Genomic DNA, 24,820 nt, shown 5'->3' with positions numbered 1-24,820 from the left:
CGCACAATATAGAAAGTTATTGATACCTGACCTAATAATTAAAGGAGTGGGATTGATTCTATCCTTAATTCTCTATCCTCCGATTATGATGTATAGTGTTTTGATTGCGGCATTTTACATCATAACTTTAAAAACACTATCTGAAAAAAGAGTGAATAACTAGAAAACGGTGACCAAAGTTAGGTGTATTATTTTAATGCTTACAGACCTAAACTATTCCCCTATTAAAACAATATTGATTCAAATTTTATGAAATGAATAAGTAGATTTCGTTCAGAAAATCCTTGATATTACGCTGTTTTTAGTCCAACTGAAATCCATACTTTCCAAACCAGGTCTTAAGAAAGCTCGTAAAGCATCACAATTATCAAAACGTTAATCAACACGCTTATATCAACGTTTACAGACATTTAAGAAATTTCTCTTGGATGTCTTTTTTTGTCTAGCTAAATTTTACAAATTGGGCAATTTAGGTTACTCAATAATATAAAAAAGATAAAAATTTAAAGTTCGAATTTTAATTTTAAAAAAAGTAATTATTATTGAATATCTGTTCAAACATTTTTTCTTTTCTAAGGTTAATATAAGTATATATACTTTAAAAAAGGAAGTCAAACATCTTGCTCATAGATTTTTGCATTTTTAAAAAATACATTTTGTCATATAATAATGTGGAAAATTGACGGATTCCTTAAATAATCATATAATATGAAAATGTAAACCCTTACATACTATTCTACTTATACTTGATAAAATGCAAGTTCTTGAGGATCTATAAATATATAGACACTCTTCTATTTATAAAGTGAAATAAAGAATCACGGAGAAAGTTTATGGATATTAAAGAGACATTCAACCAGCTAGACAATACAAAATTTAATGATTTCAATAATCGCCTTGAAGGTTTTGAGAAACTTTTTAAAGACAAATATTATTTTACCCATCCCGAAGATTTTAGCTCAATCTTTAGCATTTTGGTAAAGTATGGAAAAAGTACAAGTAAATATATTTTATCGAAAGGAGAGATATATGAGTGAAATAGTTATTAATGCTCAGAATTTATCTAAAAATTTTTATAATTTTGATTCAAGACTCCCATTTATCAAGAGATTTTTGAAACGTAATCAAATAACGATTCGAGCTGTTCAAGATATTAGTTTTACGATTAAGAGAGGGAGTATAGTTGGCTTTATTGGGAGTAATGGAGCTGGTAAATCCACAACGATTAAAATGTTGACTGGGACTCTTTATCCTAGTTCCGGAAAATTAGAAGTGAATGGAGAAATTCCATTTAAAAGAAGTATAAATTTTAGAAAAAAAATTTCAATAGTAGTAGGAAATAAATTACAGTTATTTCAAGATGTTTCGGCTATGGATTATTTTCAATTGATTGGTACTTTATATGAGGTAGAACCGGCGATTTTACAAGAACGAATTCAGGAATTAAGCAATTTGTTGAATGTAAAAGATCAGCTTTACCAGCAGGTCCGGACCCTCTCTCTTGGACAAAAAATGAAAATGGAGTTTATCGCGGCATCTTTAACAAGTCCGGAAATATTATTTTTAGACGAGCCTACTATAGGGTTAGATATACAGTCTAAAAAAGATATCAGAACATTTTTAAAGAAAATGAATGAAGAATGTCATACTACTATTATTTTAACGAGTCATGATATGGATGATATTTCGTCTGTTTGTGACGAATTAATCGTCATTGACAAAGGAAAAATTATTTTGCAGGAGTCAATGGATGTTATTTTATCTAAATTTTCTGATTTTAAATATTTAAAGATAAAAATGACATTAGATTTGGTACCAGAGTTATGCTCTGTTAAAGGAGTAGTAGTCATTTCTCAAACAAAATCGGAATGTATACTAAAAATACCTAGAGATTTTGTCTTTGAGACATTAGAATCAATCAATAAGCTTGTAGATATAGAAGATTTTGAAATATCAAATCTTTCTTTAGAAGAAATTATTTTACAAAACTATTTTACAAAAAAGGAGCACAATTGAAAAAAGAAATGTCTATTATTCTGATATCATTTCGATCTATTTTGAACTATAAATCAAGTGTACTATTGTTAATGTTACAGGCAAGTATACAAATTATGATATCAGTATTTTTATGGACGTATATATATCAGAGTAACCAGATAAATATAGCAGGATATGATTTTACCTCAATGGTTCAATACTATTTGGGGACTATAATTTTTTCATATTTTGTTTTTTATCCAGTTGATTGGGAAATCAATGACGATGTTCATTCAGGAAATTTTTTTAGCATATTAATAAAACCTGTTACTTTTTATAAGTATTATTTTTGTAAAATGCTTGGAGATAGGCTTGCTCATTTATTATTTATCATCATTCCTGTCATTTTATTCTCCAGTGTTTATTACAAGAATGAGTTATTAACCATTGAAATTCTTATTTTAGGAAGTATTGCAATTATTCTATCTATGGTTCTATGGTTTTTAATATCATGTTGTGTAGGTATGCTTTCTTTTTGGTTAGAAAATATATTTTTTGTCCTTACTGTTAAAGAAATAGTAATTCAGTTTTTATCAGGAATATTATTGCCTTTAAGTTTTTTTTCAAATAATTTTCGTCTGTTTTTAGATGTATTACCTTTTAAATACTTAGTATATGAACCGCTTCAGATGTTTAGTAATGATACATATAAATTAATAGACTATTTGAGAATTATTTGTATTCAATTGATTTGGTGCATCATTTTTTATATTATATCAAGATTCATATTGAGAAAAGGAGTGGAGCACTTCTCAAATGTGGGAGGATAAAATGTTTAGAATAAAAGTAATTTTTAGGCTACTTCATTTTGGTTTTAAATCTGATATGAATTTTCATTTTGACTTCTTTTGTGGTCTATTTTCGTCGATACTGTGGATTGGTTTACCTATTGTATTTTTTAGATTGATTTTCTTAAACATAGACTCTTTTAATGGTTGGGACTATTATCAAATTTTATTTTTGGTAGGTTCCTACACTATTGTAGATGGAGTTATGATGGGATTGTTAATTAGAAGTATGGGAATTTTAGAATCAGATATTTTGAGTGGTAACTTGGATCAAATTTTATTGAGGCCGTTTGATACTCAGTTGTTCTATATTTTTAGATCATTTAATTTAGTTCAATTCGTGAATACTTTTTTTGGTCTTGCGATCATTTTTATAAGTTATGGAAATTTAAATGTACATTTAAATTCATTAAAAATATTATTTTATATCCTTTCTTTAATGTGTGGTTGTATTATATATTATTCAATTTGGTTTCTAATAACGATTAGTTCATTTTGGTTCCCAACTAAATTTTCAAAAGTAGATGTATTTTTGAATTATATTGGAATTTCTAAGTATCCATATAATATTTTTACAGGTATTAACAGATTGATCACTATGTTATTTGTTCCCAATTTATTAATTGCCAATCCTGCAGTATTAATATTTTTAGGGAAAGATACATTGAACCTATTTTTCTATCAAATAGTTTTTACAGTTTTTTTGATTATTATCAGTCGTACAATTTTTAGAAAAGGATTGAAAAAATATGAAAGTGCAGGAAGATAAACAATGTTGTTCAGTTATATGTTTGACTAAAGGAAGTGATTCGCTGTACTTTGTTTTGTGGTCATTGAAACATCAGATAATTATAAACTATAATTTAAAGAATAGTATTATTAACTTATAGGTGCTAAGAAAAAATTTAAAGAAATTCCCTCATTCAATCAAACTTATTCATATTTTTTAAAATAAGAAAATAGTTGGATTTTGATGATGGTTGATATAAAGCTAAACTGAAAGTACCTGAAATCCAACTGTGTCAAACCAGGTCATACGATCTGTGAGAAAAAGAACACATAACAAAAAGAGGAGCTTCACAATAAAGTTCCTCTTCTTTTATATATCCGAATCATTATTCTTATTTCAAAAAAGGTAGTGAAAAAGGTAGTGATTCGGTTGATTTATATTGCAATGTAGTGAAATTTAGAATTTCAAGAATCGCTTAAAATCAAGGTTTCTAACATCTATTGACGTGTAGTGAACCCCTATTTCACCTCTGTAAACACAACGTGTTTGCGAAGTTTTGGTGAGTATTTCTTCAATTGAAGACGGTCTGGAGTGTTACGTTTGTTTTTAGAAGTAAGGTACAAGCGTTCACCAGATTCTTTGTGTTCAAGTGTAATATTTACTCGCATGGTATCTCCCTTCTATTATTCAGCTGATGCAGCTTTAGCGATCTTACGTCCTTTGTAGTATCCTTTAAGTGATACACGGTGTGAACGTGAGTAATCTCCAGTTGCTTCGTCAAAGTTTACAGATGGAGCTGTTACTTTGTAGTGCGTACGACGTTTGTTTTTCTTCGCTTTTGATGTGCGACGTGCAGGTACTGCCATTTCGTTTTTCTCCTTTTAAGATATAAATTCAATTAGGTTTGATTTTCATCAACTGTAACAGTATAACAAAACTTTTTTGTAAAGTAAAGTTACTTGACAAAAAATTGTTAAAAAAATCTCCCGCCCCATCAAATGGAACAGGAGTTCTCCTTAAAGGTCTATTTCAAATGGCTCATCAATCGTTTCCGAAACGTATTTGCCATCCTTTTTTCGTTGTTTGACACATTCTGTCAGCAGGTACTCGATCTGCCCATTGACCGATCGAAAGTCATCTTCTGCCCATGATGCGATAGCAGCATATAACTTGGCTGACAATCTAAGTGGAATCTGTTTTTTCTTTTGGTCAGCCATTCTTAATAGAGACTTCCCGTATTAACAATTGGTTGTGCATCATGATTGCCACAGAGAACGACAAGAAGGTTCGAAACCATGGCAGCCTTCCGTTCTTCGTCTAGCTCTACAATCTCTCCTTCGCTCAGGCGTTCAAGGGCCATTTCAACCATCCCAACTGCTCCGTCGACAATCATCTTCCGCGCATCGATAATGGCAGAAGCTTGTTGGCGTTGAAGCATGACAGCTGCGATTTCTGGAGCATAGGCCAAGTAGGTAATACGAGCTTCAAGAATTTCGAGTCCAGCATCTTTTACACGTGCTTGAATCTCTTCTCGAATACGACTGGCCACAATTTCACTGGAACCTCTTAGACTACCCTCATCTGCCTGGCCGTCTCCTGTCGTATCGACATTAGGAGCTACATCATAAGGGTAGATGCGGACAATATTACGAAGAGCACTATCACACTGCAATGAGAGATATTCTTTGTAGTTATCCACATTGAAGACTGCTTTAGCCGTATCCACTACACGCCAAGTGACTGCAATACCGATTTCTACAGGATTTCCCAAACAGTCATTAATCTTCTGACGAGAGTTATTCAAGGTCATCACTTTTAAGGAAATATTCTTTTTACCTGTCTCGATAGAAATATTGTTACCTTCTGCTGTTTTTCTGACAGACATGGGTGACTTGGTGGTGACATCACCACTTTGGCCCAAGCGGGTGTTATTGGCAGGATTGACAGCGACACAGAAGGGATTGACAAAGTAAATACCCGCTTCTCGAATGGTTCCAATATAGTTCCCAAACAAGGTCAAAACCAAGGCCTCTTGCGGTTTAATAATTTTGATCCCCGCATAGCACACCAGACTAGCAATAAAGAGAAAAATACAGGTAATAACTGCAATCGCAAGTGGAAAACCTTCTGGTAGACTAGCAATCGCACTAATAAAGGCTAAAACTAAGACAAGATCCCCAACTAGCAAGCCTATAAGGGCAGCTAAGCCGTTTTTCTTTTGGGTTAAAATTTTTTCTTCCATGGGACGAGCCCTTCTTTCTTTGTGATATCTAAATGATATCACTTTGCTTTCAAAAGTCAAGATATAACTGTAAATTATTTTAGCAAGAAACCGAGCAAGCTGAATTGTCTGAAAATTCAAGAATTTTCTTCTATCGTTGAAGCTTGAATTGTGCTATAATAATAAAAAATACGATGAGAGGGAATCAGATGACAGAATTAGATACACGCCATCGCAGTAACGTCTACGACAGCATGGTTAAATCCCCTAACCGGGCTATGCTTCGGGCAACTGGGATGACAGATGAAAACTTTGAAAAACCAATCGTAGGGGTAATCTCTACTTGGGCTGAAAACACACCGTGTAACATGCACCTCCATGATTTTGGGAAATTGGCCAAAGAAGGTGTAAAAGATGCGGGAGCTTGGCCGGTTCAATTTGGAACCATTACGGTTGCGGATGGGATCGCTATGGGAACGCCGGGGATGCGCTTCTCCTTGACTTCTCGTGATATCATTGCGGACTCTATCGAAGCGGCTATGGGAGGGCACAACGTGGATGCCTTTGTGGCCATCGGGGGCTGTGACAAGAACATGCCAGGATCGATGATTGCCATTGCCAACATGGATATTCCGGCTATTTTTGCCTACGGAGGAACCATTGCTCCAGGTAATCTGAACGGCAAGGATATCGACCTGGTTTCTGTTTTCGAAGGGATCGGGAAATGGAACCATGGTGACATGACTGCTGAAGAAGTGAAAGATCTTGAGTGTAATGCCTGCCCTGGCCCTGGTGGCTGTGGTGGAATGTACACTGCCAACACCATGGCGACAGCGATCGAGGTCCTTGGTATGAGCTTGCCAGGTTCCTCTTCTCACCCTGCTGAATCAGCAGATAAAAAAGCTGATATCGAAGAAGCGGGTCGTGCAGTTGTGAAAATGCTTGAAATGGGACTCAAACCATCGGACATCTTGACCCGTGAAGCCTTTGAAGATGCTATTACCGTGACCATGGCCCTGGGTGGTTCCACCAACGCGACCCTTCACTTGCTCGCGATTGCTCACGCAGCCAATGTGGACTTGACCCTTGAAGACTTCAATGATTTCCAAGAGCGCGTGCCTCACTTGGCTGACTTGAAACCATCAGGTCAATATGTTTTCCAAGACCTTTACAATGTCGGTGGGGTGCCCGCCGTCATGAAATACCTTCTTAAGAATGGTTTCCTTCATGGGGATCGTATCACATGTACTGGTAAGACTGTTGCTGAGAACTTGGAAGCCTTCGCTGATTTGACACCAGGTCAAAAAGTCATCATGCCACTTGAAAATCCTAAACGTGCGGATGGTCCATTGATCATCTTAAAAGGGAACTTGGCTCCAGAAGGGGCAGTCGCCAAAGTATCAGGTGTGAAAGTTCGTAACATCACGGGTCCTGCTAAGGTCTTTGACTCTGAAGAAGCTGCCATTGAAGCGGTTCTTTCGGATGAAATCGTGGATGGCGACGTTGTTGTTGTTCGTTTCGTGGGTCCTAAGGGTGGTCCTGGTATGCCGGAAATGCTGTCCTTGTCATCTATGATCGTTGGGAAAGGCCAAGGAGATAAGGTGGCCCTCTTGACAGACGGACGCTTCTCAGGTGGGACTTACGGTCTCGTTGTCGGTCACATTGCGCCTGAAGCTCAGGTTGGTGGCCCAATCGCCTACCTCCACACTGGGGATCTGGTGACAGTTGATCAAGATACCAAAGAAATCACCATGCACGTTTCAGACGAAGAGTTAGCGAAACGCAAGGCGGAAACAACCTTGCCACCACTGTATAGCCGTGGGGTTCTGGGTAAATACGCCCACATCGTTTCCTCAGCATCACGTGGTGCTGTAACCGACTTCTGGAATATGGAACAGTCTGGTAAACAGTAATTACAAGGACGACTTTGTCCAAAGAGAGAGTGGGACAGAAATCGGTAATTCGTTAGAATTCGATTTCGTCGTCCCACCTCCGCACAGTTGAGTAGGGCTGTAAAAGCTGATGAAATCAGTGTAGTAGAGCCCACTCAACCACTGCATCTTGCTCGACAATCCAAAAATAATTGAGAGGCTAGGACTTTTGTCCCAGCCTCTTTTTTGGCTCAAAGTCGCTATTTTTAACCCTGTCGCTGAAGCGTATGAATATTACTTTTTGGGGGATTTGAGTGTATCATCTGTCATTTTTCTTGTAAATCCGTCTATAATTTGCTATAATTGTGGCTAATCGAATCAATCCTTTAATACTGTCCAGAGAGGCAGGCAAGGAGCTATGGAAATGAAAGGCCTGGGAAGACCAGCCTATATTTTGTGTATCTCCTTGTTGTGGGGGATTTTTTTGTATATTGAAAAGTGGTTTGATAAAAAAGAAATCGTCGATGATGGAAGCAGGGAGTCCATCCTTACGATTTGGTCATCGAAGGTACACGTTTTTGTTCAGCCATAGCTTGTCGCATCTTAATTTTAGGAGGTTTTTACGATCGTGAATGACGTTAAATATGATGTGAATGATATGCCAAAACCTGGTTTATTGATTGGTTTATCTTTCCAGCATTTGTTTGCCATGTTTGGGGCGACAGTGCTGGTGCCGATTTTGGTTGGGATTGATCCTGCCATTGCTTTGTTCTCATCTGGTTTGGGGACCTTGGCTCACTTAACCGTGACCAAGTATAAGATTCCAGCCTACATGGGATCTAGTTTTGCTTATATTGCTGCTATGCAGATGTTGATGAAGACAGATGGAATCGCAGCGGTTGCCCAAGGTGCCATGGCGGGCGGTTTGGTCTACTTGTTTGTAGCTCTGATTGTTAAGCATGCGGGTAAAGATTGGATTAATAAGGTCCTTCCACCAATCGTGGTTGGTCCCATTATCATGGTCATTGGTTTGAGTCTTGCGAAGAATGCCGTCACTGATGCGACAACCTTAAATAATAGCTACAGCGGCTATGCTCTATTGATTTCGATGGTGACCCTCTTTGCGGTTATCCTATTTAACATGTATGGCAAGAAGATTGTCGGTGTCGTCCCAATTTTACTTGGATTAATTGTGGGCTATATTTTCTCATTGGCTCTTGGTTTGCTGACAGGACATAGTTTTGTCAATTTCTCAGAGGTAAGTGCGGCGCATTGGATTCAAGTTCCAAACTTTGACATTCCATTTGTAGATTATAGCTTTAAACTCTATCCAAGTGCGATTTTGACCATGGCTCCGATTGCCTTTGTGACCATGACGGAACATTTTGGTCACCTCATGGTTTTAAATAGTTTGACTGAGCGTGATTACTTCAAGGATCCAGGGCTTGACCATACGCTTACTGGAGATGGCTTGGCACAGATTATTGCTGGATTCTTTGGAGCTCCTCCGGTAACCTCTTATGGGGAAAACATTGGGGTGATGGCCCTTAGTAAGGTCTACTCAGTTTACGTTATTTCAGGCGCAGCAGTGATTGCGGTTGTCATGAGCTTTATTGGGAAGCTATCAGCACTCTTGCACTCCATTCCAACTCCTGTATTGGGAGGCTTGTCTATTGCCCTCTTTGGGGTTATCGCTGCTAGCGGTTTGAAAATTTTAGTTGAACATAAGATTGATTTTGATAATAAAAAGAATCTCTTGATTGCAAGTGTGATCCTAGTATCAGGGATCGGTGGTTTGATGATTGACCTCGGTGGTCTTCAAATCACGGGTGTGGCAACGTCAACCATTCTTGGAATTGTGTTGTATCAAATCCTTCCAGAACCAAAAGTTGACGAGGCTTAGTCCATTCTGGCAGTGAAAAAGTTTGAATGGATTCAAACATTATAAAAACGAGGAACAAACTCTGATGGCAGAGTTGGTGTTCCTCGTTTTTATTGTGGATCGGATTTCCAAAGAGGCCTTCCTTTATTAGTTGAATGCATTTTTTAAAAGGTAATGCTTATTATCGTGGTGGAAGACCAAGGGCGATGCGCCCGTATCGGCTGATTCGTGTAATTTTCCAAGCGGGTGACCAAGTCACTTCAACCTTGACATCTTCGATCCCCTCGATTTCTTTTAGGCGAGCGACGATTTCGATCGGAAGGCTCTCAGCACAGCTGCAAGCCGTATCGGTAAAGGTCATAACCACCTTGCAAGTGCCGGCTTCATCTAGATGGATCTCGTAGATCAGTCCTAGGTTATAGACATCTAACTCAACATCGGTATCAAATACAAGCTCCAATTTTTCGATTAACGGCTTCTCTAGTGCCAGGGCGCGGTCATTGATTTTGATATCCTCTCTCATCGCAAGATCCTTTCAGTGTAGTATGGCTTCCATTTTCTCATAATTCGGCTGATAAGGCAAGAAGAGAAAGAGGTTTTGAAGGTGTCGAACGAAGGAAATTCGGTCCAGCCTCCATTTCTCTTCGAATTTGTGGTAAAATAGAGGCAAAAGTAAGACAAAGGATGAAGGCTATGAAATTACAAAAACCAAAAGGGACCCAGGATATCCTTCCTGGCGATTCAGCGAAATGGCAATATGTAGAAGGCTTTGCACGCAAGGTCTTTGCGCGATACAATTATGATGAAATCCGCACACCGATCTTCGAACATTATGAAGTCATCAGCCGTTCAGTAGGGGATACGACGGATATCGTTACCAAAGAAATGTATGATTTCTATGACAAGGGAGACCGTCATATCACGCTTCGTCCAGAAGGAACAGCTCCTGTTGTCCGCTCGTATGTAGAAAACAAACTCTTTGCGCCTGAGGTACAAAAACCAAGTAAGTTCTATTACATAGGCCCAATGTTCCGCTACGAACGTCCTCAAGCAGGTCGTTTGCGTCAATTCCACCAAATTGGGGTAGAATGCTTTGGATCGAGCAATCCTGCAACGGATGTCGAAACCATTGCCATGGCAGCGCAATTCCTGAAAGAATTAGGAATTGACAATGTGACCTTGCACTTGAACACCTTGGGAAGCCCTGCCAGTCGTCAGGCTTATCGTCAAGCCTTGATTGATTATCTCTTGCCAATGAAGGATCAATTGTCTAAGGACAGCCAACGTCGCTTAGAAGAAAATCCGCTTCGTGTCTTGGATTCAAAAGAAAAAGAAGACAAGGCCGCGGTTGAACAGGCTCCTTCCATCCTAGACTATCTGGATGAAGAAAGCCAAGCGCATTTTGATGCGGTTCGTCGGATGTTAGAAGACTTGGGGGTAGCCTATGTCATCGATACCAATATGGTGCGTGGCCTGGATTACTACAACCACACGATTTTTGAGTTCATTACAGAAATTGAAGGCAATGAATTGACAGTCTGTGCAGGTGGTCGCTATGATGGTTTGGTTGAATACTTCGGTGGCCCTGCGACAGCTGGTTTTGGATTTGGTATCGGTGTGGAACGGATCCTTCTCGTCCTTGAAAAGAAAGGCATAGAATTGCCGATCGAAACAGGCCTAGATGCCTATATCGCCGTCCTAGGAGATGAGGTCAATGAAGCAGCGCTTAGCTTGGTTCAAGCCCTTCGAATCCAAGGTTTCAAGGCAGAACGTGACTATCTTGGACGCAAACTCAAGGCCCAATTTAAGTCAGCAGATGTCTTTGCGGCCAAAGCCTTGATTACCTTAGGAAGTAGTGAAGTTGAGAGCGGTCAAGTTACTGTGAAAAATAACCAAACTCGTCAAGAAGTAACGGTAGCTCTTGAAAGCTTGAAGAAAGACTTCCCATCTGTTTTAGCAGAGTTGGGATTGGCTTGATCAAGTCTTACAGACACCTGTAAAACAGATTCGCATGGGAGTGGGAGCAAAGTCGTTGCGCCTGCTCTCTTTTATCTAGCTTCTGTTTACCGACCTTTGCCAAGATTTGGCGAAAAGCCGTTAAATTTTCTGACATTTATGATATAATGAGAAGACTACTAGTAAAGGAATGAATCAGTCATGACATTAGTTTATCAATCAACACGAGATGAAAAGAATACTGTAACAGCTAGTCAAGCCATCCTTCAAGGATTGGCGACAGATGGCGGTTTGTTTACTCCAGTCTCTTATCCTCAAGTAGAGCTGGATTTTGATACCCTCAAAGATGCCTCTTATCAAGAAGTGGCCAAGCTTGTTTTGTCAGCCTTTTTGGGCGACTTTACAGCAGAAGAGTTGGACTACTGTATTTCTCATGCTTATGACAGCAAGTTTGATACTCCAGCTATTGCTCCGCTTGTCAAACTCGATGGGCAATACAATTTGGAACTCTTCCATGGTTCAACCATTGCCTTTAAAGATATGGCTTTGTCGATCTTGCCTTACTTTATGACAACAGCAGCTAAAAAGCACGGTTTGGAAAATAAAATTGTCATCTTGACGGCGACTTCTGGAGATACTGGAAAAGCTGCGATGGCAGGTTTTGCTGATGTTCCAGGAACAGAGATCATTGTCTTTTATCCAAAAGATGGTGTCAGCAAGGTGCAAGAATTGCAAATGACGACTCAGACTGGAGACAATACCCATGTCATCGCGATCGATGGAAATTTTGACGATGCCCAAACCAATGTCAAACACATGTTCAATGATGTGGCGCTCCGTGAAAAATTAGCAGCCAATAAGATGCAATTCTCATCAGCCAACTCTATGAACATTGGCCGTTTGGTGCCTCAGGTTGTCTATTACGTATACGCCTATGCTCAATTGGTTAAGACAGGCCAAATCACAGCGGGAGAAAAAGTCAACTTTACCGTCCCAACAGGAAACTTTGGAAATATCTTGGCAGCTTTCTATGCCAAACAAATCGGTCTTCCAGTTGGGAAATTGATCTGTGCGTCAAATGAAAACAATGTCTTGACAGACTTCTTCAAAACACATGTCTATGATAAGAAACGTGAGTTCAAGGTGACCACCAGTCCATCGATGGATATCTTGGTCTCTTCAAACTTGGAACGCTTGATTTTCCACTTGGTTGGCAATGATGCCACAAAGACTAAAGAGTTGATGGAAAGCCTCGTTGCAACAGGTCAGTACCAGTTGTCCAACTTTGATGCAGACATCTTAGATTTGTTTGCGGCTGCATACGCAGATGAAGCAGAAACTGCTGCAGAGATCAAGCGGGTCTATGAAGCGTCTGATTACATCGAAGACCCTCATACAGCCGTAGCATCAGCCGTTTATCAAAAATACCGGACCCAAACAGGGGATACTGCTAAAACAGTCATTGCCTCTACAGCAAGTCCTTATAAATTCCCAGTGGTAGCAGTAGAAGCGGTGACAGGCGAGACAGGTCTAGGCGATTTCGAAGCCTTGGCTAAATTACACACACTCTCAGGTGTTCCTGTACCACCGGCTGTAGACGGCCTTGAAACTGCACCGGTTCGCCATCGTACAAGCGTGGCAGCCAAAGACATGCAAGCAGCCGTAGAAGACTACTTGGGACTTTAATTCTCTGTATTAGAAAGATCAAAAGAGCCGTTTGGCTCTTTTATATACTCATGAATTCATACAAAAAAATCTTAAACATCGCCCTTCCTGCCATGGGTGAAAATTTCTTACAAATGCTGATGGGCATGGTGGACTCTTATTTAGTGGCTCACCTGGGCTTGATTGCCATTTCAGGTGTTTCCGTCGCAGGAAACATCATCACCATCTATCAGGCTATCTTTTTGGCACTGGGTGCGGCAGTTGCCAGTGTCATGTCCAAAAGCTTGGGCGAAAAAGATCAAGATAATATTGCCTACCATGCGACAGAGTCACTGAAGGTGACCTTACTGTTGAGTGCTCTCTTAGGAGGGGCTTCGCTGTTATTTGGACGCCAGATGATTTCGCTGTTGGGGACTGAAGCTGCAGTAGCCGAAAGCGGGGGGATTTACCTTTCCTTGGTTGGCGGGACCATAGTTCTCTTAGGATTGATGACGACCTTGGGCTCCTTGGTTCGGGTGGCCAACAATCCACGTATTCCTATGTATGTGAGCTTGTTGACCAATGTTTTGAATGCTCTATTCTCCTCTGTGGCCATTTTCCTTTTTGGTTGGGGCATTGTCGGAGCAGCTTTGGGGACGGTGCTGGCCCGTCTGGTGGGCGTCATCCTCTTGTGGCAAAAGGTCCAGCTACCTTTTGCACCCCTTGGTTGGGGATTGGATCGTAAGCTCTTGAACTTAGCACTTCCAGCTGCCGGAGAGCGGCTGATGATGCGGGCTGGAGATGTGGTAATCATTGCGATCGTGGTTGCTTTTGGGACCGAGGCAGTCGCAGGAAATGCCATCGGAGAGACCTTGACCCAGTTTAACTACATGCCTGTGTTTGGGGTGGCCACAGCGACGGTCATGCTCGTAGCACGGAGCCTGGGTGAAGGTGATCTTGAGCAGATTGCCCGCCTTCGAAAGCAGTCTTACTGGTTGTCCTTCGTGTTCATGTTACCCATTGCCTTGGGAATCTTTTTCGGTGGCACTCTTCTAACCCATCTCTACACACAAGATACAAAAGCAGTAGAAGCTAGTTTATCGGTTGTCCTCTTTTCTTTGTTGGGAACGCCGTTTACAGCAGGAACGGTCATCTATACAGCTGTTTGGCAAGGCTTGGGAAATGGGAAGCTTCCATTTTATGCGACGACGATTGGCATGTGGGTCATTCGAATTGGAGCCGGTTATCTGCTTGGAGTAACCCTTGGCTTTGGCCTTCCAGGGGTCTGGACGGGGACACTGCTCGACAATGGTTTCCGTTGGCTATTTTTGAGTCAGCTCTATAGACGAAAAGTAGGAGAGAAGAAAAAATGACAAAACGAGCCTTTATTTGGGATTTGGACGGAACTTTGCTGGATTCCTATGATGCTATTTTAGCAGGTCTTGAGGAGACCTATGCAACTTATCAGCTTCCCTTTGATCGAGCCAGCATTAAAGACTACATCTTGAAGCATTCGGTTCAAGATCTTTTAGTAGCTGTGGCGGAGGAGTATCATCTGGATGTGACCGACTTGAATCATCGCCGAGCAGAAAGTCTAGCGGAGAAAAATGCCCAGGTCCTTCTGATGGATGGGGCGCGTGATGTCCTATCCTGGGGACAAGAAGCTGGAATTGAGCAGTTTGTCTATACTCATAAGGGAGAGAATGCCTTTGTCATCCTACGGGATTTGGGTTTGGAATCTTTTTTTACAGAGATTTTGACCAGTCAAAGTGGTTTTGCCCGCAAGCCTGACCCAGAAGCTGCTAGGTATCTGATGGAGAAGTACGGGTTGGAGCCAGAAAATACCTACTATATTGGGGATCGGAGCCTGGATATTGACTTTGCAAGAAATAGCCAGATTCAGAGTATCAATTTCTTGACGTCTGACTATCAAGGCAACCATCAGATGAACACCTTACTAGATATCCCAGGTATTTTAAACGCTGAAAAGAATCTGTAAAGAATTTGTTTTCATTTTGAAATAAAGTCGTAAGCTTTCTTTAAGAAATGTCCGCTATAATAAAAGCATAAACAAAGACCTCCTAACTTTGTTTAGAAAAATCCTAAAACTTTTCTTTTTCATAATAATCTCCCTAAGAGTCGCCAAATCAGGCGGCTTTTTTTGTGTGAAAGAATAGTGCAAGTTCTTTTTCTTGCAAGAGGATATGAAATATTTTATAATTGATTAGTCAATTATTGATTTATCAAAAATGAATAGAGGAAGGGACATGGCAGAAATAAATGATTTGCTCTACCAACTACGTTTGGCAGATCAATCAACTACGCAACTTTTTGAAAAGCGCCTAGGGATTAGCTTAACACGTTATCAAATTTTGCAGGATTTATTAGAACAAGCACCTTGCAATCAGATCGCGGTTCAGGAGCGCTTGCGGATTGATCCAGCGGCTTTAACGCGGCATTTCAAAATATTAGAAAAGGAAGGATTTGTCCATCGGAGTCGAAATCCAAAGAATCAGCGGGAAATCTTAATTCATTTGACGGATATGGCCTATAATCGTTTGGTCAAACATCCCCCTCGCCATCATGTGGCGGTGAAAGAACAGATGAGTCGGATTTTGACTGCTCAAGAACAAGAGCAATTTTCTTACCTGCTGGACAAATTAGTATCTGGCATTGAACAAATAACAGTTGAATAAAAAGGAGAATCTACGATGTCATTACTGACGATTATTTTAGCAAGTCTTGCTGCACTGGAGCATTTATATATTTTTTATTTGGAGAGCATCAAAACCACATCTGATACCACAAGTCGGGTTTTCAACATGGATAAAGAAGAACTCGCTCGCCCATCTGTGACCTCTTTATTTAAGAATCAAGGGATATACAATGCCTTGATTGGGGTGTTCCTATTGTATGGATTGTTTGTTTCTAAAAATATTGAAGTTGTTACGATTTTTGTGCTTTTTATTATTGGAGCTGCAGTCTACGGTGCGATGACAGCTAATAAAAAGATTATCTTGACCCAAGGTGGCCCTGCAATTTTGGCTTTGTTGAGTATCTTATTTTTGGGATAAAAAGGACGGGCTGCTAGGGCTCTTTGAGCTGATTTTATTAAATTAGTGTAGAAAAAAGTATAAAAAAAGACTAAAATTTTTATTGACTTTCTAAGAAAAAGGGTTATAATGGTAGCAACAGAAAAGTAATGAGTCAGCTATTTCCAGGGAGCTTGTGGGAATTGTGAACAAGCAATAGCGACTGATGAAAATTGGACTGTTATGATCAATGAATTCTAACCCATGTGAATTCGGTTGGCACCCCTTACCGTGCAACTCCTTGATAGAGGAGATAGAGATGTAGGGAAAGACCAGCTATTTTTCCCTATAAAAGAGGTGGCACCGCGTACACTACGCCCTCACACAGTTTTTGTGTGAGGGCTTTTCTATGTGCCTTAGCGAGCGAAGCGAGCTTAGGCACATTGATCCCAAAGCGTAAACAGAGCGATGGGATAACCTTAATAGCCTTAGCGAGCGAAGCGAGCTTAGGCACATTGATCCCAAAGCGAGAATTGGGCGATGGGATACCCTTGATCGCCTTAGCAAGCCAAGGTGCGGTTGAATTCATTAGAATAAAAGAGTTCTAAAAGAGAGGTTTCTGATATGAAAAAAGTTTTATCTGCTGATGTGTTGAGTCCAATTTTGGCTTATATGCGTTTGGAAGCGCCCCATAAAATGATCTTGGAGTCGATCCCTCGTGAAAAAGAGAATGCGCGTTTTTCAATTGTAGCCTATCGGCCAGTCAGTGAAGTCAAATTTGAAAATGGCGTCCTCTATTACAATGATCAAATTGTTGAAGAGGATCCTTTGGACTTTTTGAATCGCATCACGGTCAAAACGAAAACTTCCGAAGAACTTCCTTTTAACGGTGGGGCGATTGGATTTGTCGGCTATGACTTGATTGGCCTCTATGAGAACATCGGTTCTATTCCTGAAGATACGATCGGCACCCCAGATCTCCACTTTTTCTTATATGAAAGCTATGTGATTTTTGACCACAAAAAGGAAAAGGTCTATGTGGTGGAAGAGAACCTCTATAGTGGGCGAAGTGAAGCAGAGCAAGCGTCGAGCTTGGAGCAAGTGTTAGCACAATTGGCAAGACCTGCAAAGGAAGAGTTTCAGGACAAGGACCTGCATGCGCTTCATTTCCACAATCATTTGGAGCAAAAAGAGTTTGAGGAAATGGTGGCCTTAGCCCGGGACTATATACGAAAAGGAGATATGTTCCAATGCGTGCTCAGTCAACGTTTTTCAGCTGATTTTTCAGGAAAACCGCTAGATTATTACCGCAATTTGCGCGTGACCAATCCTTCGAATTATCTCTACTTTTATGATTTTGGGGAGTATCAAATTATCGGTGCCAGTCCAGAAAGTCTGGTGTCGGTCAAGGATCGAGTGGTGACAACCAATCCCATTGCTGGCACGCGACCAAGAGGGATCGATGAGGAGTCTGATCGGCAATTGGCAGCTGATTTGGCAGGGGATCCAAAAGAAGTCGCAGAACACCGGATGTTGGTGGATCTAGGGCGAAACGATATTGGGCGTATCGCTCAAAATGGGTCAGTTGAAGTGACCAAATATATGGAAGTGGAGTTCTTCCGTTATGTCATGCACCTGACGAGTGTGGTCAAGGGACAATTACTTCCTGGACTAGCCTCCATTGAGGCTCTGAAGGCAACTCTTCCAGCTGGAACCGTTTCGGGTGCTCCCAAGATTCGAGCCATGAAGCGGATCTATGAGGCAGAAAAAGAAAAACGAGGCGTCTATGCGGGGGCTATTGGCTATCTCTCTGTGACGGGGGATCTCGATTTTGCTATTGCGATTCGAACCATGATCCTCAAAAATAAGAAGGCTTATGTGCAGGCCGGAGCAGGAATCGTTTATGATTCGATTGCTGAAAATGAATACCAAGAAACCGTCAATAAGGCAAAATCGATGACAAGGATTGGAGAAGAAGGATGATTTTATTAGTCGATAATTACGATTCATTTACTTACAATTTAGCACAGTATATCGGAAAATTTGATGAGGTCCAGGTGCTTCGAAATGATGATCCGGATTTGTACCAAGTTGCCCAAGAAGCAGATGCCTTGGTCTTTTCTCCAGGTCCGGGTTGGCCAAAGGATGCGGGCAAGATGGAGGAGATGATCCGAGATTTCGCGGGGGTCAAACCAATCTTGGGGATCTGCTTGGGGCATCAAGCGATTGCGGAAGTTTTTGGAGGGCGTTTGGGATTGGCGCCACAGGTCATGCATGGCAAACAAAGCCAGATCCAGCTAGAAGCTCCCTCTCCTCTATACGCGGGTGTCGCAAAAGAAGTCCCAGTCATGCGTTACCATTCGCTGACGATTGAAGACATGCCAGAGGATTTTGTCATTACCTCTCGGACGACGGATGATCAAGCGATTATGGGAATTCAACACCGCAGCTTACCGATTTATGGTTTTCAATACCATCCAGAAAGTATCGGGACGCCAGATGGGCTCAAGACCATCGAAAATTTTGTCAAACTAGTCAAGGAGCGGAAGATGAAACAAGTGCTTGCAAAAGTAGCGGAAGGAATGGATCTAACCAGTGCAGAGTTAGAAGCTGCCATGGAGGAAGTTGTTGCTGGTCGTGCTTCAGAAGCACAGGTGACGGCCCTTCTTCTAGGTCTCAAAATGAAGGGAGAAACGGTTGAAGAGCGGACGGCTATTGCAAAAGTGATGCAGGCCTATGCAGTTGCTATTCCTACAGAAGTTCAAGGAGCAATGGACAATTGTGGAACGGGGGGCGATCGTTCTTATAGTTTCAATATTTCAACAACAGCTGCCTTCGTCCTTGCTGGTGGTGGCATCAAGATGGCGAAACACGGAAATCGTTCGATCTCTTCTAAATCTGGTTCTGCGGATGTACTAGAAGCTCTAAGGATTAACCTTGATTTGGGTCCAGAAGACTTGGGACGAGTGTTTGAAAAGGCGGGAATTGTCTTCCTATTTGCCAAAAATTTGCACCCTGGCATGCGCTATATTATGCCCGCTCGCTTGGCACTAGGGGTTCCAACGGTGATGAACTTAACTGGTCCTCTTATCAATCCGATTCCTCTAGAAACCCAGCTATTGGGAACCAGTCGTCCAGATATGCTAGAAAGTACGGCGGAGATTCTAAAGAATTTGGGACGGAAACGCGCAGTGGTAGTGAGTGGCCCGCAAGGTTTGGACGAGGCAGGCCTTGATGGAGAAACCCAGCTCGCTATTCTGGAAGATGGACAGGTTACCTTATCCAGCTTTCAACCAGAAGATATGGGAATGGAGCGCATTGAAATTGATCAAGTACGAGGTGGAGACGCCAAACGCAATGCGGAAATTTTGCTCAGTGTCTTGAAGAATGAAGCGAGTCCCTTCTTAGAAGTGACTGTATTGAATGCTGGCCTTGGTTTTTATGCCAACGGCAAGGTAGATTCTATCAAGGAGGGGATTGCCTTGGCACGTGAAGTGATTGCCAGTGGGGCTGCCCTTGAGAAATTGAGATTATTACAGGAGTATCAAAAATGAGTCGAGAATTCTTACCAAAGATTCTAAAGGAAAAGGCGCGTGAAGTGGCTGCGATGAAAGAAGAGGAACTCCAACCTTTGCGTGAGACCTACCGCTTGTATGATTACCTAAAGAGTCATCCAGAAAAGCTTCAGGTTATTGCGGAAGTGAAAAAGGCTAGCCCGAGTCTGGGAGATATTCATGTTGATGTGGATATCGTCGCGCAGGCTAAGACTTACGAAGAAAATGGGGCTGTGATGATTTCTGTCTTGACTGATCAAGTGTTTTTCAAGGGCAGTATCGAGTATCTCAGCGAAATATCTAGTCAAGTGCGTATTCCCACCCTCAATAAAGATTTCATTGTAGATGAAAAGCAAATGATTCGGGCGCGAAACGCAGGGGCGACCGTGATCTTGTTGATAGTTGCAGCCTTACCAGAGGCTCGTCTGAAAGAACTCTTCGATTTTGCGACCCATCTTGGCCTGGAGGTCTTGGTGGAGACCCATAATCTGACAGAACTAGAGATCGCTCACAGGATTGGGGCTCAGATCATCGGGGTCAATAATCGCAACTTGGTGACCTTTGAGACAGATCTTCATACTAGTCTTGAATTGGCGACCAGTTTTGAACAAGAACCGGTTTACATCTCTGAGTCTGCTATTTTCACAGTAGCAGACGCGCGCATGCTGGCTCCTTATTTTAATGGCATTCTCGTTGGGACAGCCTTCATGAAGGCAGACAATGTGGCTGAAAAAGTAAAGGAGTTGCAGATTGACAAAGGTTAAAATTTGCGGATTGTCCACTCCAGAAGCCGTGCAGACGGCTGTTGAAGCCGGTGCGGACTACATTGGTTTTGTTTTTGCACCAAGCAAACGGCAAGTGACGCTGGAGCAAGCTCGGGAGTTGGCTACAGGGATTCCAAAGGGGGTTCAAAAAGTTGGTGTTTTTGTATCGCCACGAAGAGAAGAAGTGGAGCAAGCTTGCCAAGTTGTGGGCTTGGACCTGATACAAGTGCATGGACCGATAGATGATACCATCTTGCAAGACCTTCCCCAACAGACGATTCGCGCTGTTCAAGTGGGGAAAGATGCAACTCTTCCTGAGACCAGTGCCAATTATCTGCTCTTTGATGCTCCTGTAGCAGGAAGTGGACAGACCTTTGACTGGCAAGAACTCGAAACCCAAAACTTCACAAAGCCTTTCTTTATTGCAGGAGGCTTGACAGCAGACAATGTAGCAGATGCCATTCGCTTCTTTTATCCTTATGCGGTGGATGTATCCAGTGGAGTCGAGACAAATGGAAAAAAAGATCAAGAAAAGATAAAACGATTTATAGAAAGGGTCAAGCATGGCATATAAACAACCAGATAAAAATGGATTTTACGGGCGGTTCGGGGGACGATTTGTCCCTGAAACCTTGATGACAGCAGTTTTAGAATTAGAAGAAGCCTACAGAGAAAGTCAAGCAGATCCTTCTTTTCAAACAGAATTGGATCAGCTTCTGAAACAATATGTCGGTCGGGAAACACCGCTCTATTACGCTAAGAATCTAACCAAGTATGTCGGTGGAGCCAAGATCTTTCTTAAAAGAGAAGACCTCAACCACACAGGGGCTCATAAAATTAATAATGCCCTAGGACAGGTTTTATTGGCACACCGGATGGGCAAAAAGAAGATCATCGCAGAAACAGGGGCTGGACAGCACGGTGTTGCAACGGCAACGGCTGCTGCTTTATTTGATATGGAATGTACCATCTACATGGGAGAAGAAGATGTCAAACGCCAAGCCCTCAATGTCTTTCGGATGGAATTGTTGGGCGCCAAGGTTCAATCAGTAACAGATGGGTCGCGTGTTCTCAAGGATGCGGTCAATGCTGCCCTCAGAGCCTGGGTAGCAAATGTGGAGGATACCCACTATATCATGGGTTCTGCTCTAGGACCTCATCCATTCCCAGAAATTGTCCGTGATTTTCAAAGTGTCATCGGTCGAGAAGCCAAACGCCAATTTGCAGAGCAAAATGATGGTGCGCTACCAGATGCAGTCTTAGCCTGTGTAGGAGGTGGATCGAACGCCATTGGGCTCTTCTATCCTTTTGTTGAGGATACCTCTGTTGCCATGTATGGGGCAGAAGCTGCTGGCCTTGGGGTAGATACAGACCAGCATGCAGCAACCTTGACCAAGGGGCGTCCGGGAGTCCTTCACGGCGCCTTGATGGATGTTTTACAGGATGCGCATGGACAGATTTTAGAAGCTTTCTCGATTTCAGCAGGTCTCGATTACCCAGGGATTGGGCCAGAGCATTCTTATTTCCATGAAATCAAGCGGGCGACCTATGTGCCTGTGACAGACCAAGAAGCACTAGAAGCTTTTCAATTGCTTTCAAAAGTAGAAGGAATCATTCCAGCTCTGGAATCGAGCCATGCTATCGCCTATGCGGTGAAATTGGCCAAGGAGATGGGGCCTGAAAAATCCATGATTGTTTGCTTATCAGGTCGTGGGGATAAAGATGTGGTACAAGTCAAAGACCGCCTAGAACAAGAGAGAGGAGAGTAAGATGGGAAAGACCTTAACAGAGCATTTACAAAAGCTGAAAGACCAGCAGCAAGGGATCTTTGTTCCTTATATCATGGCAGGAGATCATGAAAAAGGCCTGGCAGGTTTGCAGGAAACCATCCAATTTTTGGAGGAGCTTGGTGTCTCAGCCATTGAAGTTGGCATTCCTTTTTCAGATCCGGTGGCAGATGGCCCTGTGATTGAAGAGGCAGGATTGCGCAGTTTAGCCCATGGGACAACGACAGAGGGTCTGGTGCAAACGATCCAGCACTTGGAGACAAGTGTTCCTTTGGTTATCATGACCTATTTCAACCCCTTGTTCCAATATGGGCTCGAAAACTTTTTTAGAGATGTAGAAGGAACAGCGGTCAAGGGAGTGATTATTCCGGATCTTCCTCATGAGCATGCGGATCTGGTAGAGCCTCTATTAGTGGATAAAGACATCGCTTTGGTGCCGCTAGTGAGCCTAACCACAGGAATCGAGCGCCAAAAGAAATTGATCCAAGATGCAGAAGGATTTATCTATGCCGTTGCTGTCAATGGAGTGACGGGGAAAGCTGGTAGCTATCGAGATGATTTGGATCACCACTTGGCCCAATTACACGAAATAGCATCCATTCCTGTTTTAACAGGTTTTGGAGTTTCCAGCATGGAGGATGTTCACCGTTTCAACAAGGTCTCAGATGGGGTTATTGTGGGGTCTAAAATCGTTAAGGCTCTCCACCAAGGGGAGACAGACGCCATCGCACGTTTTATTTCTCAAGCAGTGAAGGGCTAGAAGGTTCATTCCATTCATCATCAGCTTGATTCTCCTAGATCAAGCTCTTTGTCTACTATTTTAAACATTCCCCTCGTTTGTCTTTACAAACGAGGCTTTCTCGTTACAATAGAGGTAGTAACAAGAAAAGAGGAGAAGAGAATGATAAGCCTTGAAGAGATTGATCAAGTTGTCCAGTCAGGTCCTTTTGAACCAACCTGGGACTCTCTTAGCCATCAAGTCTGTCCAGATTGGTATCGAGATGCCAAATTTGGAATATTTATCCACTGGGGGGTCTACAGTGTACCTGCCTTTGGTTCGGAATGGTATTCGCGAAATATGTATATCCAAGGGAATCCTTGCTATGACTATCATCGAGAGCATTTTGGAGACCAGGCTAGCTTTGGTTATAAGGATCTCATTCCTCTATTTACAGCCGATCGTTTTGATCCGGCATCTTGGCTAGATCTCTTTCAAAAAGCGGGAGCTCAGTATCTTTTCCCAGTTGCGGAGCACCACGATGGCTTTCAGATGTATGCCTCTACTCTCTCGTCTTATAATAGCTTAGAAATGGGGCCGAGACGAGATGTTTTAGGGGAGTTGAGGGAGGAAGCAGAAAAACGTGGCCTGCACTTCTGTACGTCCTCTCACCGGGCAGAACACCAGTTTTTCTTTTCACATGGCAAGGAATTCACTAGTGACATTCCACAAGAAGTCCCAAGAGACAGCCTTTATTGGCCAGCGGAGCCAGAGCCCAAGGATCATTTTGATCTGACTTCTAAGCCTTATCCAAGTAAAGAATTCTTGGAAGATTGGCTGTTGCGAACCTGTGAACTGGTGCGGGACTACCAACCAGAGCTCCTATATTTTGACTGGTGGATCCAGCATGAGAGTTTCCGTCCCTACTTGATGCGCTTTTTGGCTTATTATTACAATCTAGCAGCACAAGAGGATTGCAAGGTGGCTGTTTGTTACAAACAGGACGCCCTCCCTTTCGGTTCAGGAATCGTTGAGATGGAGCGGGGAGGATACGGAGAGACGCAAGTCTTTCCGTGGCAAATGGATACCGCGATCGCCCGTAATTCTTGGTGTTATACCCAGGATCTAGCCTACAAGACCAGTAAGGAATTGCTACAAAATTTAGTTGATGTTGTGGCCAAAAATGGCAATCTTCTGCTCAATATTGGACCCAAAGCTGATGGAACCATCCCTGAGCAAGACCAAGACATCCTCACAGAGATCGGGGACTGGCTGGCGGTAAATGGAGAAGCCATTTATCAGAGTCGGCCTTGGCGGGTGTCATCAGACGGACCGACCGAGGCCCAGGAAGGTTCCTTCTCAGACGGGCAAGCGCCACTCTATACCAGCCAAGATTTTCGCTATACCATGCGTGAAGGCCTACTTTATGCTATCCAGCTGGAACCAAGTGGAAGGACAGAAGAGCTGGCCTTGCCGTCTCTCGCCTATGATCTCAAGCAACCGAGAATCCTTCATGCGCGCATTCAAAAGGTGGAACTCCTTGGAGAAAGTCAGCCCTTTTCTTGGAGCCAAGATGAGACAGGGCTCCATCTTCAGTTACCAGCTTGCAGCAAAAAACAACCGCGTGTTTTGCGCCTCAGCTTTTAGTTTTCTTGAAGCTTTCTATAAGGAATCGTTTAGGTTTCTCTTGTATACTGTACTCATCCAATAAGAAATGAGGTACAGAAAATGAAAATCTCAGTTAATTATCCAAAACGCTTTAAGAAATTGCCACAACAAGGTTCTTGTTACGGCGAATAAACACTTCTCTTCATTTTTCATAAGAAACTCCTAAAG

The 24,820-nt window shown here is 42.1% G+C and carries 24 protein-coding genes and 1 pseudogene; 20 read left to right on the top strand and 5 right to left on the bottom strand.

The features are described 5' to 3' along the window. Positions 1–833: 833 nt before the first annotated feature. The 4 genes from O3642_RS09185 to O3642_RS09170 are packed head-to-tail and all read left to right on the top strand — an operon-like array spanning position 834 to position 3,594. Positions 834–1,037: a hypothetical protein gene (locus O3642_RS09185; RefSeq protein WP_003010127.1), complete on the top strand. Its 204-nt coding sequence runs from the start codon at positions 834–836 to the stop codon at positions 1,035–1,037. Continuing rightward, entirely contained in the window at positions 1,030–2,016 is a 987-nt protein-coding gene (locus tag O3642_RS09180) for an ATP-binding cassette domain-containing protein (RefSeq protein ID WP_003010129.1), read from the top strand. Before O3642_RS09185 ends, O3642_RS09180 begins: the two co-directional genes overlap by 8 nt. Then, entirely contained in the window at positions 2,013–2,807 is a 795-nt protein-coding gene (locus O3642_RS09175) for an ABC-2 family transporter protein (RefSeq protein ID WP_003013825.1), read from the top strand. Before O3642_RS09180 ends, O3642_RS09175 begins: the two co-directional genes overlap by 4 nt. 1 nt (position 2,808) lies before the next feature. After that, entirely contained in the window at positions 2,809–3,594 is a 786-nt protein-coding gene (locus O3642_RS09170; RefSeq protein ID WP_003013947.1) for an ABC transporter permease, read from the top strand. Between the two features lie 479 nt (positions 3,595–4,073). Here the strand turns inward: O3642_RS09170 and rpmG are convergent, their stop codons facing one another. The 4 genes from rpmG to O3642_RS09150 all read right to left on the bottom strand — a co-directional run bounded on the left by rpmG (position 4,074) and on the right by O3642_RS09150 (position 5,797). After that, on the bottom strand, positions 4,074–4,223 hold the full coding sequence (gene rpmG, locus O3642_RS09165) for a 50S ribosomal protein L33 (RefSeq protein WP_001265622.1): 150 nt from the start codon (positions 4,221–4,223) through the stop codon (positions 4,074–4,076). A 15-nt stretch (positions 4,224–4,238) separates the two neighbouring features. Beyond that, positions 4,239–4,421, bottom strand: coding sequence for a 50S ribosomal protein L32 (gene rpmF, locus O3642_RS09160; RefSeq protein ID WP_003009516.1), 183 nt, complete (start codon positions 4,419–4,421; stop codon positions 4,239–4,241). A gap of 150 nt (positions 4,422–4,571) precedes the next feature. Beyond that, positions 4,572–4,772 carry a PTS ascorbate transporter subunit IIC gene (locus O3642_RS09155; protein WP_003011522.1) on the bottom strand — a complete coding sequence of 67 codons (201 nt, stop codon included), beginning with the start codon at positions 4,770–4,772 and terminating at the stop codon, positions 4,572–4,574. 2 nt (positions 4,773–4,774) lie between these two features. After that, positions 4,775–5,797, bottom strand: a complete 1,023-nt coding sequence (locus tag O3642_RS09150) for an SPFH domain-containing protein (protein WP_003011526.1) — start codon at positions 5,795–5,797, stop codon at positions 4,775–4,777. A 188-nt stretch (positions 5,798–5,985) separates the two neighbouring features. Here O3642_RS09150 and ilvD point away from each other — a divergent pair, with 188 nt between their 5' ends. Continuing rightward, the gene (gene ilvD, locus O3642_RS09145; RefSeq protein ID WP_371605828.1) at positions 5,986–7,689 is read left to right on the top strand and encodes a dihydroxy-acid dehydratase; all 1,704 of its coding nucleotides are present in this window, start codon (positions 5,986–5,988) and stop codon (positions 7,687–7,689) included. A gap of 586 nt (positions 7,690–8,275) precedes the next feature. Beyond that, positions 8,276–9,550: a uracil-xanthine permease family protein gene (locus O3642_RS09140; protein ID WP_070666723.1), complete on the top strand. Its 1,275-nt coding sequence runs from the start codon at positions 8,276–8,278 to the stop codon at positions 9,548–9,550. Between the two features lie 160 nt (positions 9,551–9,710). Here O3642_RS09140 and O3642_RS09135 read toward each other — a convergent pair whose 3' ends face one another. Continuing rightward, positions 9,711–10,052 (bottom strand): metal-sulfur cluster assembly factor, encoded by a 342-nt coding sequence (locus tag O3642_RS09135; protein WP_003010891.1) that lies wholly within the window; start codon positions 10,050–10,052, stop codon positions 9,711–9,713. A 170-nt stretch (positions 10,053–10,222) separates the two neighbouring features. Between O3642_RS09135 and hisS the strand changes: the two genes are divergently transcribed. The 14 genes and pseudogenes from hisS (at position 10,223) to O3642_RS09065 (ending at position 24,631) form a co-directional block, all read left to right on the top strand. Beyond that, positions 10,223–11,506 carry a histidine--tRNA ligase gene (gene hisS, locus O3642_RS09130; RefSeq protein ID WP_003010893.1) on the top strand — a complete coding sequence of 428 codons (1,284 nt, stop codon included), beginning with the start codon at positions 10,223–10,225 and terminating at the stop codon, positions 11,504–11,506. Between the two features lie 180 nt (positions 11,507–11,686). Then, positions 11,687–13,171 carry a threonine synthase gene (thrC, locus tag O3642_RS09125; protein WP_003010885.1) on the top strand — a complete coding sequence of 495 codons (1,485 nt, stop codon included), beginning with the start codon at positions 11,687–11,689 and terminating at the stop codon, positions 13,169–13,171. Between the two features lie 50 nt (positions 13,172–13,221). Continuing rightward, positions 13,222–14,502, top strand: a complete 1,281-nt coding sequence (locus O3642_RS09120; RefSeq protein WP_003010865.1) for an MATE family efflux transporter — start codon at positions 13,222–13,224, stop codon at positions 14,500–14,502. Continuing rightward, positions 14,499–15,128, top strand: a complete 630-nt coding sequence (locus O3642_RS09115; RefSeq protein ID WP_003010895.1) for an HAD-IA family hydrolase — start codon at positions 14,499–14,501, stop codon at positions 15,126–15,128. The genes O3642_RS09120 and O3642_RS09115 overlap by 4 nt, the downstream gene beginning before the upstream one ends. A gap of 268 nt (positions 15,129–15,396) precedes the next feature. Continuing rightward, positions 15,397–15,825, top strand: coding sequence for a MarR family winged helix-turn-helix transcriptional regulator (locus O3642_RS09110; protein WP_003010887.1), 429 nt, complete (start codon positions 15,397–15,399; stop codon positions 15,823–15,825). Between the two features lie 15 nt (positions 15,826–15,840). Then, positions 15,841–16,203, top strand: a complete 363-nt coding sequence (locus tag O3642_RS09105) for a DUF1304 domain-containing protein (RefSeq protein ID WP_003010841.1) — start codon at positions 15,841–15,843, stop codon at positions 16,201–16,203. Between the two features lie 582 nt (positions 16,204–16,785). Then, positions 16,786–18,144 (top strand): anthranilate synthase component I, encoded by a 1,359-nt coding sequence (gene trpE / locus O3642_RS09100; RefSeq protein ID WP_003010881.1) that lies wholly within the window; start codon positions 16,786–16,788, stop codon positions 18,142–18,144. Further along, a pseudogene (locus tag O3642_RS09095) lies at positions 18,141–18,701 on the top strand (aminodeoxychorismate/anthranilate synthase component II); the annotation flags it as partial. The gene trpE and the pseudogene O3642_RS09095, both read left to right, overlap by 4 nt. A 9-nt stretch (positions 18,702–18,710) precedes the next feature. Further along, entirely contained in the window at positions 18,711–19,715 is a 1,005-nt protein-coding gene (gene trpD / locus O3642_RS09090; protein WP_037606248.1) for an anthranilate phosphoribosyltransferase, read from the top strand. Beyond that, positions 19,712–20,479, top strand: coding sequence for an indole-3-glycerol phosphate synthase TrpC (trpC, locus tag O3642_RS09085; protein ID WP_003010844.1), 768 nt, complete (start codon positions 19,712–19,714; stop codon positions 20,477–20,479). The genes trpD and trpC overlap by 4 nt, the downstream gene beginning before the upstream one ends. Continuing rightward, positions 20,466–21,053 carry a phosphoribosylanthranilate isomerase gene (locus tag O3642_RS09080; protein ID WP_151379392.1) on the top strand — a complete coding sequence of 196 codons (588 nt, stop codon included), beginning with the start codon at positions 20,466–20,468 and terminating at the stop codon, positions 21,051–21,053. Before trpC ends, O3642_RS09080 begins: the two co-directional genes overlap by 14 nt. After that, positions 21,043–22,248 (top strand): tryptophan synthase subunit beta, encoded by a 1,206-nt coding sequence (trpB, locus tag O3642_RS09075; RefSeq protein WP_003010834.1) that lies wholly within the window; start codon positions 21,043–21,045, stop codon positions 22,246–22,248. Before O3642_RS09080 ends, trpB begins: the two co-directional genes overlap by 11 nt. Before the next feature lies 1 nt (position 22,249). Continuing rightward, on the top strand, positions 22,250–23,026 hold the full coding sequence (gene trpA, locus O3642_RS09070; RefSeq protein ID WP_151379391.1) for a tryptophan synthase subunit alpha: 777 nt from the start codon (positions 22,250–22,252) through the stop codon (positions 23,024–23,026). Positions 23,027–23,167: 141 nt separating this feature from the next. Then, positions 23,168–24,631, top strand: a complete 1,464-nt coding sequence (locus O3642_RS09065; protein WP_371605827.1) for an alpha-L-fucosidase — start codon at positions 23,168–23,170, stop codon at positions 24,629–24,631. The last annotated feature ends 189 nt before the right edge of the window (positions 24,632–24,820 follow it).

The sequence above is a fragment of the Streptococcus sp. 27098_8_66 genome, assembly GCF_041431945.1.
In the GTDB taxonomy this organism is placed as follows: Bacteria; Bacillota; Bacilli; order Lactobacillales; family Streptococcaceae; genus Streptococcus; species Streptococcus dentalis.
This window is presented reverse-complemented; position numbering and strand designations above follow the sequence as displayed.